General features: G+C 68.4%; 16 protein-coding genes. 15 read left to right on the top strand and 1 reads right to left on the bottom strand.

Annotated elements, in window-relative coordinates; all coding sequences use genetic code 11:
- Positions 1 to 181: 181 nt before the first annotated feature.
- The 13 genes from flgB to AC5LXX_RS15520 all read left to right on the top strand — a co-directional run bounded on the left by flgB (position 182) and on the right by AC5LXX_RS15520 (position 13,738).
- Positions 182 to 670: a flagellar basal body rod protein FlgB gene (gene flgB, locus AC5LXX_RS15580; RefSeq protein WP_124456794.1), complete on the top strand. Its 489-nt coding sequence runs from the start codon at positions 182 to 184 to the stop codon at positions 668 to 670.
- 37 nt (positions 671 to 707) lie between these two features.
- A complete protein-coding gene (flgC, locus tag AC5LXX_RS15575; protein ID WP_034190310.1) occupies positions 708 to 1,133 on the top strand; it encodes a flagellar basal body rod protein FlgC in 426 nt (141 codons plus the stop codon).
- A 64-nt stretch (positions 1,134 to 1,197) separates the two neighbouring features.
- Positions 1,198 to 1,947 carry a flagellar hook assembly protein FlgD gene (locus AC5LXX_RS15570; RefSeq protein ID WP_124456793.1) on the top strand — a complete coding sequence of 250 codons (750 nt, stop codon included), beginning with the start codon at positions 1,198 to 1,200 and terminating at the stop codon, positions 1,945 to 1,947.
- Between the two features lie 27 nt (positions 1,948 to 1,974).
- Positions 1,975 to 3,216: a flagellar hook protein FlgE gene (flgE, locus tag AC5LXX_RS15565; RefSeq protein WP_322082965.1), complete on the top strand. Its 1,242-nt coding sequence runs from the start codon at positions 1,975 to 1,977 to the stop codon at positions 3,214 to 3,216.
- 19 nt (positions 3,217 to 3,235) lie between these two features.
- On the top strand, positions 3,236 to 3,994 hold the full coding sequence (gene flgF / locus AC5LXX_RS15560) for a flagellar basal-body rod protein FlgF (RefSeq protein ID WP_493410022.1): 759 nt from the start codon (positions 3,236 to 3,238) through the stop codon (positions 3,992 to 3,994).
- A gap of 34 nt (positions 3,995 to 4,028) precedes the next feature.
- Positions 4,029 to 4,817, top strand: a complete 789-nt coding sequence (flgG, locus tag AC5LXX_RS15555; protein ID WP_006477564.1) for a flagellar basal-body rod protein FlgG — start codon at positions 4,029 to 4,031, stop codon at positions 4,815 to 4,817.
- A gap of 21 nt (positions 4,818 to 4,838) precedes the next feature.
- On the top strand, positions 4,839 to 5,528 hold the full coding sequence (gene flgH / locus AC5LXX_RS15550) for a flagellar basal body L-ring protein FlgH (protein WP_493410021.1): 690 nt from the start codon (positions 4,839 to 4,841) through the stop codon (positions 5,526 to 5,528).
- Positions 5,529 to 5,533: 5 nt separating this feature from the next.
- Positions 5,534 to 6,712 (top strand): flagellar basal body P-ring protein FlgI, encoded by a 1,179-nt coding sequence (locus AC5LXX_RS15545; protein ID WP_124456789.1) that lies wholly within the window; start codon positions 5,534 to 5,536, stop codon positions 6,710 to 6,712.
- Positions 6,713 to 7,705 (top strand): flagellar assembly peptidoglycan hydrolase FlgJ, encoded by a 993-nt coding sequence (gene flgJ, locus AC5LXX_RS15540; RefSeq protein WP_493410020.1) that lies wholly within the window; start codon positions 6,713 to 6,715, stop codon positions 7,703 to 7,705.
- Positions 7,706 to 7,948: 243 nt separating this feature from the next.
- Complete coding sequence (locus AC5LXX_RS15535) at positions 7,949 to 8,704, top strand: flagellar brake protein (RefSeq protein WP_006477567.1); 756 nt, start codon at positions 7,949 to 7,951, stop codon at positions 8,702 to 8,704.
- A 195-nt stretch (positions 8,705 to 8,899) separates the two neighbouring features.
- A complete protein-coding gene (gene flgK / locus AC5LXX_RS15530) occupies positions 8,900 to 10,882 on the top strand; it encodes a flagellar hook-associated protein FlgK (RefSeq protein ID WP_493410019.1) in 1,983 nt (660 codons plus the stop codon).
- Positions 10,883 to 10,904: 22 nt separating this feature from the next.
- Positions 10,905 to 12,146 carry a flagellar hook-associated protein FlgL gene (flgL, locus tag AC5LXX_RS15525; RefSeq protein WP_493410018.1) on the top strand — a complete coding sequence of 414 codons (1,242 nt, stop codon included), beginning with the start codon at positions 10,905 to 10,907 and terminating at the stop codon, positions 12,144 to 12,146.
- Positions 12,147 to 12,430: 284 nt separating this feature from the next.
- Positions 12,431 to 13,738 carry a solute carrier family 23 protein gene (locus tag AC5LXX_RS15520; protein WP_493410017.1) on the top strand — a complete coding sequence of 436 codons (1,308 nt, stop codon included), beginning with the start codon at positions 12,431 to 12,433 and terminating at the stop codon, positions 13,736 to 13,738.
- 40 nt (positions 13,739 to 13,778) lie between these two features.
- Here AC5LXX_RS15520 and AC5LXX_RS15515 read toward each other — a convergent pair whose 3' ends face one another.
- On the bottom strand, positions 13,779 to 14,663 hold the full coding sequence (locus AC5LXX_RS15515; RefSeq protein WP_493401794.1) for a transcriptional regulator GcvA: 885 nt from the start codon (positions 14,661 to 14,663) through the stop codon (positions 13,779 to 13,781).
- A 96-nt stretch (positions 14,664 to 14,759) separates the two neighbouring features.
- Between AC5LXX_RS15515 and AC5LXX_RS15510 the strand changes: the two genes are divergently transcribed.
- Together AC5LXX_RS15510 and AC5LXX_RS15505 are read left to right on the top strand one after the other, a co-directional pair.
- Positions 14,760 to 15,386, top strand: coding sequence for a chromate transporter (locus AC5LXX_RS15510; RefSeq protein ID WP_493410016.1), 627 nt, complete (start codon positions 14,760 to 14,762; stop codon positions 15,384 to 15,386).
- Entirely contained in the window at positions 15,383 to 15,910 is a 528-nt protein-coding gene (locus AC5LXX_RS15505; protein WP_176050724.1) for a chromate transporter, read from the top strand. The genes AC5LXX_RS15510 and AC5LXX_RS15505 overlap by 4 nt, the downstream gene beginning before the upstream one ends.
- The last annotated feature ends 43 nt before the right edge of the window (positions 15,911 to 15,953 follow it).

The following is a 15,953-nucleotide window of genomic DNA, read 5'->3' as shown; positions in this document are numbered from 1 at the left end:
CCGATTCGCATTCTAGGGAGCCGGGCCGCCGCGCAAACGATGAATAGAGGGGGCCTTTGCCGCGTTATTCGCCCGATTGCCGGTTGCGTCCGGCGCCTACCATCGCTGTCATGGAAAAAAGCCTCTCGGGTCGCCATCCGGCGCGAGGGGCGTGCAGCGCTTCATACGGAGGGACGCACACATGCTGGACAAACTCGATGCGGAATTCGCGTTCGGCCGACAGGCGCTCGACGTGCGCGCCTACCGGCAGGAACTGCTGTCGTCGAACATCGCGAACGCCGACACGCCCGGCTACCAGGCCCGTGACGTCGATTTCGCGTCGACGCTCGCGCGCTCGCTGAAGCAGACGAGCGGCGGCCTGGCGCCGAGCAACGCCGCGCAGCTGCCGATGGCGCAGCCGGCCGGCGTGACGAACGGCATGTCGATGGTGTCGACGGCGGCCGGTCACATGGCCGGCACCGCGAAGCTGATCCCGACCGGCGGCCCGTCGGACGACTACGGCCGTGCGCAGTACCGGATGCCGCTGCAGCCGTCGCTCGACGGCAACACGGTCGATCTCGACGTCGAGCGCGTGCAGTTCGCGAACAACGCGCTGCACTACGAAACCGGGATGACCGTGATGACCCAGCAGATCAAGGCGATGATCGCCGCGATCTCGACGAACTCGTAAGCGCAACCGAACCCGAGCACAAGCACCAGGAGCCACCATGCCTTCGTTGATGAACATCTTCGGCGTCGCCGGTTCGGCGCTGTCCGCGCAATCGCAGCGCCTGAACGTCACCGCGTCGAACCTCGCGAACGCCGACAGCGCCACCGGCCCCGACGGCAAGCCGTACAAGGCCAAGCAGGTCGTGTTCGCGACCGACCCGATCGGCGGCGCGCGCACCGCGTCCGGCCAGGGCGTGGGCGGCGTGCGCGTGACGAAGGTGATGGACGACCCGTCGCCGATGAAGTCGACCTACGACCCGGCGAATCCGGCCGCCGACGCGAACGGCTACGTGCAGATGCCGAATGTCGATCCGGTGCAGGAGATGGTGAACATGATCTCGGCGTCGCGCTCGTACCAGGCCAACGTCGAGACGCTGAACACCGCGAAGACGCTGATGCTCAAGACGCTGACGATCGGCTCGTAAGCCGCGCGTCCACCGACCTCACAGACCCGACAGACCCGACAGTTTCGACAGAAGGCCACCCAGGATGACTTCCTCCAGCACGACGATCGGCAGCAATGGCACGAACGTGTCGACCCTGCCGACCGACACGATGAACACCAACAACGTGTCGTCGACCAAAGGCACGTCGGCGAGCGACCTGCAGGCGACGTTCCTGAAGCTGCTCGTCACGCAGCTGCAGAACCAGGATCCGACGAGCCCGGTCGACAGCTCGCAGATGACGTCGCAGCTCGCGCAGATCAACACGGTGAGCGGCATCGCGCAGCTGAACACGTCGCTGACGTCGCTGTCGACGCAGCTCACGGCCGGCCAGCAGACGCAGGCGGCGCTGCTGATCGGCACGAACGTGCTCGCGCCGGGCAACGCGGTCGCGGTGAAGAGCGGCGCGGCGTCGCCGTTCGGCGTGTCGCTCGCGAGCGACGTGTCGAACCTGACGATCACCGTGAAGAACAGCGCGGGCGTCGTCGTCAACACGATCAACGCGGGCAAGCAGTCGGCCGGCACGGTGCCGTTCAACTGGACGCCGACCGACGCGGCCGGCAACGCGCTGCCGGACGGCGCATACACGGTCAGCGCGCAGTACACCGGCACCGACGGCAAGGCCTACGCGCCGACCGTGCTGGCAGCCGCCACGGTGCAGAGCGTGATCAAGCAGGCGGACGGCACGGCGGGGCTGGTGCTGTCGAACGGTACGACGGTGGGGCTCACCCAGGTCGCGTCGATCTTCCCGAACGTCAAGACGTCGTCCACGACCGGCGACACCCCCACCAACTGATCGAGCTTTCTCGAAACGGAGACCGAAATGGGTTATCAACAGGGTCTGAGCGGCCTCGCCGGTGCCTCGAACGCACTCGACGTGATCGGCAACAACATTGCGAACGCGAACACGGTCGGCTTCAAGTCGAGCACCGCGCAGTTTTCCGACATGTACGCGAACTCGGTCGCGACGTCGGTCAACACGCAGATCGGCATCGGCACGTCGCTGGGGTCGGTGCAGCAGCAGTTCGGTCAGGGCACGATCAATACGACGAACTCGTCGCTCGACGTCGCGATCAACGGCAACGGCTTCTTCCAGATGTCGAACAACGGCGTGACGACGTACTCGCGCGACGGCACGTTCCAGCGCGACAAGAACGGCTTCATCGTCGATTCGCAGGGCCGTAACCTGATGGGCTATGCGGCCGGCGCGGGCGGCGTGATCAACACCGCGCAGACCGTGCCGCTGCAGGCGCCGACGACCAACATCGCGCCGACCGCGACGACCAAGATCACCGGCCAGTTCAACCTGAACTCGCAGGACACGGTGCCGACCAAGACGCCGTTCAGCGCGACCGACAGCACGACCTACAACTACTCGACGTCGATCCAGGTGTACGACTCGCTCGGCGGCTCGCAAGCGGTCAACATGTATTTCGTGAAGTCGGCAGCCGGCACGTGGGAAGCGTACGCGGGCGTCCAGGGCGGCACGACGACCGATCTCGGCACGGTCACGTTCGATACGTCGGGCGCGATCAAGAGCACGACGACGGGCACGCCGCCGGCGCCGACCGCTTCGGTCGGCCAGTTCCAGTTCACCGTGCCGAACACCGACGGCTCTGCGACGCCGCAGAGCCTCACGCTCGACCTGACCGGCACCACGCAGTACGGCGGCAAGGACGGCGTGAACAACCTCGCGCAGAACGGTTTCGCGAGCGGCACGCTGACGACCTATTCGATCGGCTCCGACGGCAAGCTGACCGGCAACTACTCGAACGGCCAGACCGCCGTGCTCGGCCTGATCGCGCTCGCGAACTTCAACAACCCGAACGGGCTGGTGAACCTCGGCGGCAACCAGTATGCGGAAAGCTCCGCGTCGGGCGTGCCGCAGGTCTCCGCGCCGGGCAGCACGAACCACGGCACGCTGCAGGGCAGCGCGCTGGAAAACTCGAACGTCGACCTCACGTCGCAGCTCGTCAACCTGATCACCGCGCAGCGCAACTACCAGGCGAACGCGCAGACGATCAAGACGCAGCAGACCGTCGACCAGACGCTCATCAACCTGTAAGCGCGGATAACCGGCAGCCATGGACCGACTGATCTACACGGCGATGACGGGCGCGTCGCAGTCGCTCGACCAGCAGGCGATCGTCGCGAACAACCTCGCGAACGCATCGACGACGGGTTTTCGCGCGCAGCTCGCGACGTATCGCGCGGTGCCGATGAATTTCGGCGACGGCAGCAACATCGACCCGACGACGACGCGTACCTACGTGCTCGCGTCGACGCCCGGCGCGGATTACGCACCGGGTCCGATCACGCGCACCGGCAACCCGCTCGACGTCGCCGTGCAGGGCGCCGGCTGGCTGTCGGTGCAGACGGCCGACGGCAGCGAGGCGTACACGCGCGCCGGCAACCTGCACGTCGACGAGAACGGCCAGCTCGTCAACGCGAGCAACCTGCCGGTGATCGGCAACGGCGGCCCGATCTCGGTGCCGCCGAATGCGGAAGTGACGATCGGCAAGGACGGCACGGTGTCCGCGCTGATGCCGGGCGACCCGCCGACGGCCGTTGCGATCGTCGACCAGATGAAGCTCGTCAATCCCGATCCGGCCACGCTCACGCGCGGCAACGACGGGCTGTTCCGTACCGCCGACGGCAATCCGGCCGATGCCGACACGAGCGTGGTCGTCACGCCGAATTCGCTCGAAGGCAGCAACGTCAACCCGGTGACCGCGATGGTCGCGATGATCGACAACGCGCGTGCGTTCCAGCTTCAGTCGAAGCTGATCCAGACGGCCGACCAGAACGAGCAGACGGCGAACCAGCTGCTCAACTTCAGCTGAGCGCCCGCGCCAGCCCAAGCAGGAGAATCGATAAATGAACCGTTCGCTCTACATCGCCGCCACCGGCATGAATGCGCAGCAAGCGCAGATGGACGTGATTTCGAACAACCTCGCGAACACCAGCACGAACGGCTTCAAGGCGTCGCGTGCGGTGTTCGAGGATCTGCTGTACCAGACCATCCGCCAGCCCGGCGCGAACTCGACGCAGCAGACCGAGCTGCCGTCGGGCCTGCAGCTCGGCACCGGCGTGCAGCAGGTCGCGACCGAGCGCCTGTACACGCAGGGCGGCCTCACGCAGACCGGCAACTCGAAGGACGTCGCGATCAACGGCGCGGGCTTCTTCCAGGTGCTGATGCCGGACGGCACGAACGCGTACACGCGCGACGGCTCGTTCCAGACCAACGCGCAGGGCCAGCTCGTCACGTCGAGCGGCTACCAGGTGCTGCCGGCGATCACCGTGCCGCAGAACGCGCAGTCGCTGACGATCGGCAAGGACGGCGTCGTGTCGGTCACGCAGCCGGGCTCGAGCAACGCGGTGCAGATCGGCTCGCTGCAGATCGCGACCTTCATCAACCCGACCGGCCTCGAGGCGAAGGGCGAGAACCTGTTCGCGGAAACGACGTCGTCGGGCGCGCCGAACGTGTCGCAGCCGGGGCTGAACGGCGCGGGCGTGCTCAACCAGGGCTACGTCGAAGCGTCGAACGTGAACGTCGTGCAGGAACTCGTCAACATGATCCAGACGCAGCGTGCCTACGAGATCAACAGCAAGGCCGTGACGACGTCCGACCAGATGCTGCAGACCGTCACGCAGATGAAGAGCTAACCGGAAAGTCCCGTCGCAGCCATGAAGCAGGTTCGCCTCCTCCCGTCAGCCCCCTACCGCGCAGCCTGCGCGGTTGCGGTGGCGGCGCTCGCCGGTTGCGCGCAGATTCCGCGCGATCCGATCATCCAGCAGCCGATGACCGCGCAGCCGCCGGCGCCGATGTCGATGCAGGCGCCCGGCTCGATCTACAACCCCGGCTACGCGGGGCGGCCGCTGTTCGAGGATCAGCGGCCGCGCAACATCGGCGACATCCTGACGATCATGATCGCGGAGAACATCAACGCGACCAAGTCGTCGGGCGCGAACACCAACCGGCAGGGCAACACCGACTTCAACGTGCCGACGGCCGGCTTCCTCGGCGGGCTGTTCGCGAAGGCGAACCTGTCGGCCACCGGCGCCAACAAGTTCGCGGCCACCGGCGGCGCGAGCGCGGCGAACACGTTCAACGGCACGATCACGGTGACGGTCACGGGCGTGCTGCCGAACGGCAACCTCGTGGTCAGCGGCGAGAAGCAGATGCTGATCAACCAGGGCAACGAATTCGTGCGCTTCTCGGGCGTCGTCAACCCGAACACGATCTCGGGCGCGAACTCCGTCTACTCGACGCAGGTCGCCGACGCGAAGATCGAATACTCGTCGAAGGGCTACATCAACGAAGCCGAGACGATGGGCTGGCTGCAGCGCTTCTTCCTCAACATCGCGCCGTGGTGATGACGATGCAGACGACCCTGATCCACCGCCTGTCGGCGCGCGCGCATCGTGCCGCACGGCTCGCCGTCGCGTTCGTGGCCGCGGCCTGCATGCTCGGCGCGGCGCCCGCGCAGGCGGAGCGCCTGAAGGACCTCGCGCAGATCCAGGGCGTGCGCGACAACCCGCTGATCGGCTATGGCCTCGTCGTCGGTCTCGACGGCACGGGCGACCAGACGATGCAGACGCCGTTCACGACGCAGACGCTCGCGAACATGCTCGCGAACCTCGGCATCTCGATCAACAACGGTTCGGCGAACGGCGGCCCGTCGTCGCTGAACAACATGCAGCTGAAGAACGTCGCGGCCGTGATGGTGACGGCCACGCTGCCGCCGTTCGCGCGGCCGGGCGAGGCGCTCGACGTGACCGTATCGTCGCTCGGCAACGCGAAGAGCCTGCGCGGCGGCACGCTGCTGCTCACGCCGCTGAAGGGCGCGGACGGGCAGGTGTACGCGCTCGCGCAGGGCAACATGGCGGTCGGCGGCGCGGGCGCCAGCGCGAACGGCAGCCGCGTGCAGGTGAACCAGCTCGCGGCCGGCCGGATCGTCGGCGGCGCGATCGTCGAACGCGCGGTGCCGAACGCGGTCGCGCAGATGAACGGCGTGCTGCAACTGCAACTGAACGACATGGACTACGGTACCGCGCAGCGGATCGTGTCCGCGGTCAACTCGAGCTTCGGCCCGGGCACGGCGACGGCGCTCGACGGCCGCACGATCCAGCTCGCGGCGCCGGCCGATTCGGCGCAGCAGGTCGCGTTCATGGCGCGGCTGCAGAACCTCGACGTGAGCCCGGACAAGGCCGCGGCGAAGGTGATCCTGAACGCGCGCACGGGCTCGATCGTGATGAACCAGATGGTCACGCTGCAGAGCTGCGCGGTCGCGCACGGCAACCTGTCGGTCGTCGTCAATACGCAGCCGGTGGTGTCGCAGCCGGGGCCGTTCTCGAACGGGCAGACGGTGGTCGCGCAGCAGTCGCAGATCCAGCTGAAGCAGGACAACGGCGCGCTGAAGATGGTGACGGCCGGCGCGAACCTCGCCGACGTCGTGAAGGCGCTGAACACGCTCGGCGCGACGCCCGCGGACCTGATGTCGATCCTGCAGGCGATGAAGGCGGCCGGCGCGCTGCGCGCCGACCTGGAGGTGATCTAAATGGCGGCGAATCTCCCCAACGCGAACGACCTCACGCAGCGCTTCGCGCTCGACGTGCAGGGTTTCGATGCGCTGCGCGCGCAGGCGAAGCAGTCGCCGCAGGCCGGCGCGAAGGCGGTCGCCGGCCAGTTCGACGCGATGTTCACGCAGATGATGCTCAAGAGCATGCGCGACGCGTCGCCGGACGGCGGGCTGTTCGATTCGCATACGTCGAAGATGTACACGTCGATGCTCGACCAGCAGCTCGCGCAGCAGATGTCGAAGCACGGGATCGGCGTCGCCGACGCGCTGATGAAGCAGCTGCTGCGCAACGCCGGTGCGGGCACGGGCAGCGACACCGCGGCCGACCTCGGCGCAGGCGGCATGGGCGGCATGGGTGCCGGCGGCCTTGGCACGGCCGGCAACGAAGGCAGCCTCGCCGCGATGAACGCGATGGCGAAGGCCTATGCGAACGCGGCGAACAACGGCGGGCTCGCCGGTGCGCGCGGCTACTCGGCCGGCAGCGCGCTGACGCCGCCGGTCAAGGGCGCGAGCGGCGTGCAGGACGCCGACGCGTTCGTCGACCGGCTCGCCGGCCCCGCGCAGGCGGCCAGTGCGACGACCGGCATCCCGGCACGCTTCATCGTCGGCCAGGCCGCGCTCGAATCGGGCTGGGGCAAGCGCGAGATCCGCGCGTCCGACGGCTCGACCAGCTACAACGTGTTCGGCATCAAGGCGAGCAAGAGCTGGACGGGCCGCACGGTATCGGCGCTGACGACCGAATACGTGAACGGCACGCCGCGCCGCGTGGTCGCGAAGTTCCGCGCGTACGACTCGTACGAGCACGCGATGACCGACTACGCGAACCTGCTGAAGAACAACCCACGCTACTCGGGCGTGCTCAGCGCGAGCCGCAGCGTCGAAGGCTTCGCGCACGGGATGCAGAAGGCCGGCTACGCGACCGACCCGAATTACGCGAAAAAGCTGATCTCGATCATGCAGCAGATCGGCTGACGGCCAGCGCCCGCTTCGCTGAAAGCTGGCGCCCGCCGCCATCCGTTTCCCCCCTCAGGACCGCGCCCGGCAGCCCGCCGCGCGCGGTTTCAACGTTTGCGCGAAAAAATTCGCCAATTCGATCTAAACTTTCGGTCAGCACTGCCGCTAAGTGTGAGAGACCTGCGACCGGGCCTGTGATCTGGCCCGGTTTTACTGCGCACCGGTTGCCCGGGCGCCCATGACAAGAAAGACCGGCTAGCCATGAATATCGAAACGTCGACGGACCCCAGCCTGGATGCAGGCCACTCCGGGCCCGACTATGCCCGCCGCAATCCGCTGGAAATCGGCGTGCAGCTGCGCAACCTCGTGAATCGCGGCGATTTCCTGACCGTCCAGTATCCGGGCGGCCAGCTCGTCACGCGCCTGCTCGAGGTCGATGTCGGCGCGCGGACGTTCACGTTCGACTGGGGTGCGCTGTCCGAGCAGAACGCCGGCATCCTCGGCGCGTCGCACTGCACGTTCGCGGCCTCGCCGGAGGGCGTGCGCGTCGAATTCACCACGGGTACGCCGCGCGAGACGCGCTACGAGGGGCTGCCCGCGTTCGTCGCCGATTTCCCCGACGTGCTGGTCTGCATCCAGCGCCGTGAATATTTCCGCGTCGACGCGCCGATCGTCGATCCATTCCTGTGCCGCGGCAAGCTGCCGGACGGCGAGAGCTTCCTGTTCGAGGTGCACAACCTGTCGCTCGGCGGCGTGGGGCTGCGCACGGCCGACGAACGCGTCGAGGCGCTCGAGGTCGGCACGCTGCTGCCGGACGTCGAGCTCGAGCTGACCGGTCACGGCAAGCTGTCGCTCGACCTGCAGCTCGTGTCGCAGCGCTCGACGCAGATGCCGAACGGGTCGCGGCGCTACCAGCTCGGCTTCCGCTACATGTCGCTGCCGGGCAGCGCGGAAAACACGCTGCAGCGGCTGATCACGCAACTCGAAATGAAGCGCCGCTCGCTCGCGCGGGCCTGACGCGCCCGCGGCCGCCGGCCTGGCCCGGCGCGCCTCGCGACCCTCCGCCGGCGCCACCTGCCGGACGCCTCGGCCCGCGCCGCGCATTCGCGCGTCGCGCGTGCATTTTTTCCTCAATTTTTCCCATCGGCGGCCGTTATACCGGGAGTCACGCAACCCGGCGGCCGCAGCGCGGCCGGCTCATCAGGATCGCGCATGTCCAACACACTCATGAACCTCGGCGTCAGCGGCCTGAATGCCGCGCTCTGGGGCCTCACGACGACCGGCAACAACATCAGCAACGCCGCGACGCCCGGCTATTCGGTCGAGCGGCCGGTCTATGCCGAAACGAGCGGCCAGTACACGGGCAGCGGTTACATGCCGCAAGGCGTGAGCACCGTCACCGTGCAGCGCCAGTACAGCCAGTACCTGAGCGACCAGCTGAACACCGCGCAGACGCAGGGCGGCGCGCTGTCGACGTGGTACACGCTCGTCGCGCAGCTGAACAACTACATCGGCAGCCCGACGGCGGGGATCTCGACCGGGATCACGAGCTACTTCACCGGGCTGCAGAACGTCGCGAACAACGCGTCCGACCCGTCGGTGCGTCAGACCGCGATCAGCAACGCGCAGACGCTGGCCAACCAGATCAACGCGGCCGGCCAGCAGTACGACGCGCTGCGCCAGAGCGTGAACACGCAGCTCACCAGCACCGTATCGCAGATCAACACGTACACCACGCAGATCGCACAGCTGAACCAGCAGATCGCGGCGGCGAGCAGCCAGGGGCAGCCGCCGAACCAGCTGATGGACCAGCGCGACCTCGCGGTGTCGAACCTGTCGGGCCTCGCCGGCATCCAGGTCGTGCGCAACGACAGCGGCTACAGCGTGTTCATGTCGGGCGGCCAGCCGCTCGTCGTCGCCGACAAGAGCTACCAGCTCGCGGCCGTCACGTCGCCGTCGGATCCGAGCGAGCTGACCGTCGTGTCGCAGGGGATCGCCGGCGCGAACCCGCAGGGGCCGAACCAGGCGCTGCCCGATTCGTCGCTGTCGGGCGGCACGCTCGGCGGCCTGCTCGCGTTCCGCAGCCAGACGCTCGACCCCGCGCAGGCCCAGCTCGGCGCGATCGCGACCAGCTTCGCCGCGCAGGTCAACGCGCAGAACGCGCTCGGCATCGACCTGTCGGGCAACAAGGGCGGCAACCTGTTCACGACGCCGTCGCCGACCGTGTACTCGAACCAGGGCAACACCGGCAACGCGTCGCTGTCCGTGTCGTTCGCGAACGCGTCGCAGCCGACGACGGGCGACTACACGCTGTCCTACGACGGCGCCAACTACACGCTGACCGACCGTGCGAGCGGTGCGGTGGTCGACCAGAAGGCGGGGCCGATGCCGGTCTCGCTCGGCGGGCTGAATTTCTCGACCCCGTCCGGCTCGATGAGCGCCGGCGACAAGTTCACCGTGCTGCCGACGCGCGGCGTGCTGAACGGCTTCGGCCTCGCGACGACGAGCGCGTCGGCGATCGCGGCCGCGTCGCCGGCCGTCACGTCGGCGGCGGGCACCAACACCGGCACGGGCAAGATCACGCTGGCCGGCGTGAGCGCGGGCTACCAGGTGCCGACGACCAAGCTGACCTACGACGCGACGGCGAAGACGCTGACGGGCTTCCCGGTCGGCACCACGGTGACGGTCGGCACCACGCCGCCGACGTCGGTCACGATCGGCAGCCCGACGGACACCGTCCCGTACGACCCGGCGGCCGGCGCGACGATGACGATGTCGGGGACGGCCGCGGGCGCGCTCAACGGCGTGAGCGTCACGCTGTCCGGCGCACCGGCGACCGGCGACTCGTTCACGATCGGGCCGTACGCGGGCGGCACCAGCGACGGCTCCAACGCGCTCGCGCTGTCGAAGCTGGTCAACGCGAAGGCGCTCGGCAACGGCACGGCGACGCTCACGGGCGCGTACGCGAGCTACGTGAACGGCATCGGCAACACGACGACCCAGCTGAAATCGTCGAGCGCCGCGCAGACCGGGCTGGTCGGCCAGATCACCCAGGCGCAGCAGTCGGTGTCGGGCGTGAACCAGAACGAGGAAGCGGCCAACCTGATGCAGTACCAGCAGCTTTACCAGGCGAACGCGAAGGTGATCCAGACGGCGGCGACGCTGTTCCAGACCGTGCTCGGCCTGTTCAACTGACCGGATTCGAGGGATAGAGGCGATGCGGATTTCCAGCACCCAGTTCTTCCAGCTGAACGTTTCACAAATGAACGACCAGCAGGCCCAGCTCGCGCAGCTGTATCAGCAGATCTCGAGCGGCGTAAGCCTGCAGACGGCGGCCGACAACCCGGCCGGCGCGGCGCAGGCCGTGCAGCTGTCGATGACGTCGGCGACGCTGTCGCAGTACGCGACCAACCAGAACGCGGCGCTCGCGTCGCTGCAGGCCGAGGATCAGACGCTGCAGAGCGTCAGCGGCGTGCTGACGAGCGCGCAGACGCTGCTCGTGCGCGCCGGCGACGGTTCGCTGTCCGACAGCGACCGCTCGGCGCTCGCGACGCAGCTGCAGGGCTACCGCGACCAGTTGATGACGCTCGGGAACACCAACGACGGCGCGGGCAACTACCTGTTCGCCGGCACGAAGAATTCGGCGGCGCCGTTTTCGACGACGGCGAACGGCAGCGTCACCTATGTCGGCGACACGGGGACGCGCGAGGTGCAGATCGCCGATTCGAGCACCGTGTCGCAGGGCGACACGGGCGCGGCCGTCTTCATGTCGGTGCCGACGATCGGCAGCTCGCCGGTGCCGTCGGCCGGCGCGGGCAACACGGGCACCGGCACGATCGGCGCGGTCACGGTGACGAATCCTTCGATCGCGACGAACGGCCATCAGTATTCGATCACGTTCGGCGGCACGGCCGCGGCGCCGACCTACACGGTGACCGACAACTCGGCCAGCCCGCCGACCACCACGCCGGCGCAGGCCTATTCGGCGGGCTCGGCGATCTCGCTCGGCGGCGGGATGACGGTAGCCGTGTCGGGCACGCCGGCCGCCGGCGACACGTTCGCGGTCTCGCCCGCGCCGCAGGCGAGCGGCGGTTCCGACGTGTTCTCGACGCTCGACGCGATGATTTCGGCGCTGAAGACGCCCGTGACGGCCAATGCGGTGGCGGGCGCGGCGCTGAAAAACGCGCTGACGACGGGTTCGACCAAGCTCGGCAACACGATGCGCAACGTCACGACGATCCAGGCATCGGTCGGCGGCCGCGAGCAGGAAGTCAAGGCGATGCAGGCCGTCAACCAGACGGCGGCGCTGCAGACGAACAGCAACCTGTCGGACCTGACCAGCACCAACATGGTCACGACGATCAGCCAGTACCTGCAGGTGCAGAACGCGCTGACCGGCGCGCAGAAGGCCTACGTGCAACTGCAGAACATGTCGCTGTTCCAGTACATCAATCCTTGATGCACGGCGCGCCGGCAGCGATGTGAGCGCACGCTTGCGTCACCGCCGGCGCGATCCGCTGCCCGCGTGCCCTGCGCGGGCGGCCGTTGCACCGGGCCGCGCGGCCGCGCACCGGTGCGCTTGTCCGGCAAGCCGCGTCGCACGCCGGCCAGCCGGCGATTCCGCCCCGCATGTCAGCCCGCATGTCAGCCTGCTTGCCAGCCCCATTTCCGCTCCGTAAACTCGCGCCAGATTCCAGACCGGCGCATCCTTGGCAGCCGGCGACCGACAGGAGCCCTTTCCCCATGTCCGATTCCTACTTCCCGCGCTGGCGGGTCCAGTCGACCGGCGCGGCCTCGCGCGTGGTCGGCCCCGACGAGCGCCTGCCGTGGCCGCAGATGGTCGCGATGGGCGTGCAGCACGTCGTCGCGATGTTCGGTTCGACCGTGCTCGCGCCGCTGCTGATGGGCTTCGACCCGAACCTGTGCATCTTCATGTCGGGCATCGGCACGCTGCTGTTCTTCGTGCTGGTCGGCGGCCGCGTGCCGAGCTACCTCGGCTCGAGCTTCGCGTTCATCGGCCTCGTGATCGCGGTGACGGGCTACAGCGGCAGCGGCCCGAACCCGAACATCCCGGTCGCGCTCGGCGGAATCGTCGCGTGCGGCATCGTGTATGTCGCGCTCGGCGCGCTGGTGCAGGCGATCGGCACGCGCTGGATCGAGACGCTGATGCCGCCCGTCGTCACCGGCGCGGTCGTCGCGGTGATCGGGTTGAACCTCGCGCCGATCGCGGTGAAGGGCGTGTCGGGCTCGACCTTCGAGTCGGTGATGGCGCTCGTCACGGTGCTGTGCGTCGGCGGCGTCGCGGTGTTCGCGCGCGGGATGATGCAGCGCCTGCTGATCCTCGTCGGGCTCGCGATCGCGTACGCGCTCTATGCCGTCGCGACCAACGGGATGGGCCTCGGCAAGCCGATCGATTTCGCGATCGTCGCGCATGCCGCGTGGTTCGGCGTGCCGAGCTTCCGTGCGCCGGTCTTCGATCCGCACGCAATGCTGATGCTCGCGCCGATCGCGGTGATCCTGGTCGCGGAGAACCTCGGCCACATCAAGGCCGTCAGCGCGATGACGGGGACCAGCCTCGACCGCTACGTCGGCCGCGCGTTCATCGGCGACGGGCTCGCGACGATCGTATCGGGCAGCGTCGGCGGCACGGGCGTGACCACCTACGCCGAGAACATCGGCGTGATGGCCGTCACGCGGATCTATTCGACGCTGGTGTTCGCGGTCGCCGCGCTGATCGCGATCGGGCTCGGCTTCTCGCCGAAATTCGGCGCGGTGATCCAGACGATCCCGGGCCCCGTGCTCGGCGGCGTGTCGATCGTCGTGTTCGGGCTGATCGCGGTGACGGGCGCGCGGATCTGGGTTGTCAACAAGGTCGACTTCTCCGACAACCGCAACCTGATCGTCGCGGCCGTCACGCTCGTGCTCGGCGCCGGCGACTTCTCGCTGAAGATCGGCGGTTTCGGGCTCGGCGGGATCGGCACCGCGACGTTCGGCGCGATCATCCTGTACGCAATCCTGCGCAAGGAAAAGGAACCGGGCCCGGTGGTCTGATTCAACAGCGGGCGGTGCAATGCCGCCCGCCGGCGCGCCCTCACGCGCCGGTATTCGACTGCGCCTGCAGCCACGCGCAGAACTGCGCGACGAGCGGATCGTCGGCCGGCGCGCCCGGTGCGATCCACCAGTAGCTGCGCGTCGCGATGCGCGGCCCGTCGAGCGGCATCACGAGCCGGCCGCTCGCGAGCTCGTCGTCGATCAGCGGCAGCGGGCCGAGCGCGACGCCGAGCCCGTCGACGGCCGCCTGCAGCGCCAGGTAGAAGTGGTCGAACGACTGCCGCTTGCGCCCCTTCATCGCCACGCCGGCCGCCGCGAACCAGTCGCGCCAGCCTTCCGGCCGCGTATCCGAATGCAGCAGCACGTGCCGCGCGAGATCGTCCGCGCGCACGATCGGCGCGCGCTTGAGCAGCGCGGGGCTGCAGACCGGGATCACGCTTTCGTCGAGGAAATGGCCGCTCGTGCAGTTCGGCCAGTGGCCGGGGCCGCGGCGGATCGCGACATCGAAACCGTTCAGCATGTCGAGCGGCGCATTCGACGTCGACAGCTTCAGCTCGACGTTCGGCACGTCGCGCTGGAACCGCGACAGGCGCGGCAGCAGCCATTTCATCGCGAAGGTCGGCAGCGCGTTGATGCGCAGCACGCGCGCCGCGCCGGTGTTGCGCAACTGCTCGGTCGCATGCGCGATGCTGTCGAACGCCGCGCGCACGGTGTCCAGGTAGCGGCGGCCTTCGTCGGTGAGCTTCACGCGCTTGCCGTAGCGGTGGAACACCGGCTTGCCGAGCCACGCCTCGAACGCGGCGATCTGCCGGCTGATGGCACCATGAGTCACATGCAGCTCGTCGCCGGCGGCGCTGAAGCTTTCATGTCGTGCCGCGGCTTCAAAGGCCCGAAGCGCGGAAAAGGGCGGGAGATCACGTGCCATGCTTGTGATTCTAGATCACAAGGGCGTGCCGATAAAATCGTTTTGCCACGATCCGGAACGGCGGTAACCTCGGTTCACCGTTTAGTGAGGAGCACCATGCAATCCGTTTCCCCGCCGTCTGCCGCGACGCCCCGCAGCGTCGGCCTCGCCGAGCTGTTCACCGGTTTCCTGTCGCTCGGCCTGATGTCGTTCGGCGGCGCGCTGCCGTTCGCGCGGCGCACGATCGTCGACGAGCGCAAGTGGCTCTCCGCCGACGAATTCACCGATCTGCTCGGCCTGTGCCAGTTTCTGCCGGGCGGCAACGTGATCAACCTGTCGGTCGCCGTCGGCATGCGCTTTCGCGGCGTGGCCGGCGCGTTCGCCGGCATTCTCGGGCTGATCGCGGGCCCGACGCTCGTCGTCGTCGCGCTCGGCGTGCTGTACGCGAAGACGCAGAACGATCCGCACGTGCAGCACCTGTTCGCGGGGCTCGCCGCCGCGGCCGCCGGGCTGCTCGTCGCGATGGCCGTGAAGGTCGCGAAGCCGTTGCGGCACGCACCCGCGGCGGCCGGCATCGCGGCGCTCGCGTTCGTCGCGATCGCGGTACTGCGCATCCCGCTGCTGACCACGATGCTCGTGCTGACACCCGTCAGCGTATGGCTCGCGTCACGCCGCCGCGACGCGGGCAAGCCGCAGTCGGCGCAGGCCGCCGCGCGCGACACCCGGCCGGGAGACCGCTCATGACCGACACGCTGATCGCCATCGCGACGATCTTCAGCCAGCTGTCGCTGCTCGCGTTCGGCGGCGGCAACACGATCCTGCCGGAGATGCAGCGGCAGGTCGTCGACGTGCATCACTGGATGAGCGCGCACGAGTTCACCGCGCTGTTCGCGCTCGCCCAGGCGGCGCCCGGGCCGAACATGATGATCGTGTCGCTGGTCGGCTGGCACGTGGCCGGCTGGGCCGGGCTGCTGGTCGCGTCGCTCGCGAAGTTCGGGCCGTCGTCGATCGTCACCGTGCTCGCGCTGCATGCGTGGGAGCGCTTTCGCGACCGGCCGTGGCGCCGCTACGTGCAGCAGGGGATGATGCCCGTCACGGCCGGGCTCGTCGCGGCAAGCGCGGTGCTGATCTCCGAGGCGTCGAACCGCACGGCGATCCAGTGGGGCATCACGGCCGCGTGTGCGGTGCTCGCGTGGCGCACGCGCATCCATCCGCTGTGGCTGCTCGCCGGCGGCGCGCTGATCGGACTCACGGGTATCGGGCAGTGAGCGACGCACAACCGGCCGCCCGTGCGCGATACTGGCGCGACTT

It is taken from the genome of Burkholderia torrens (assembly GCF_984668525.1).
The sequence above is the reverse complement of the archived record's forward strand: the minus strand, read 5'-3'. Positions and strand labels throughout refer to the sequence as shown.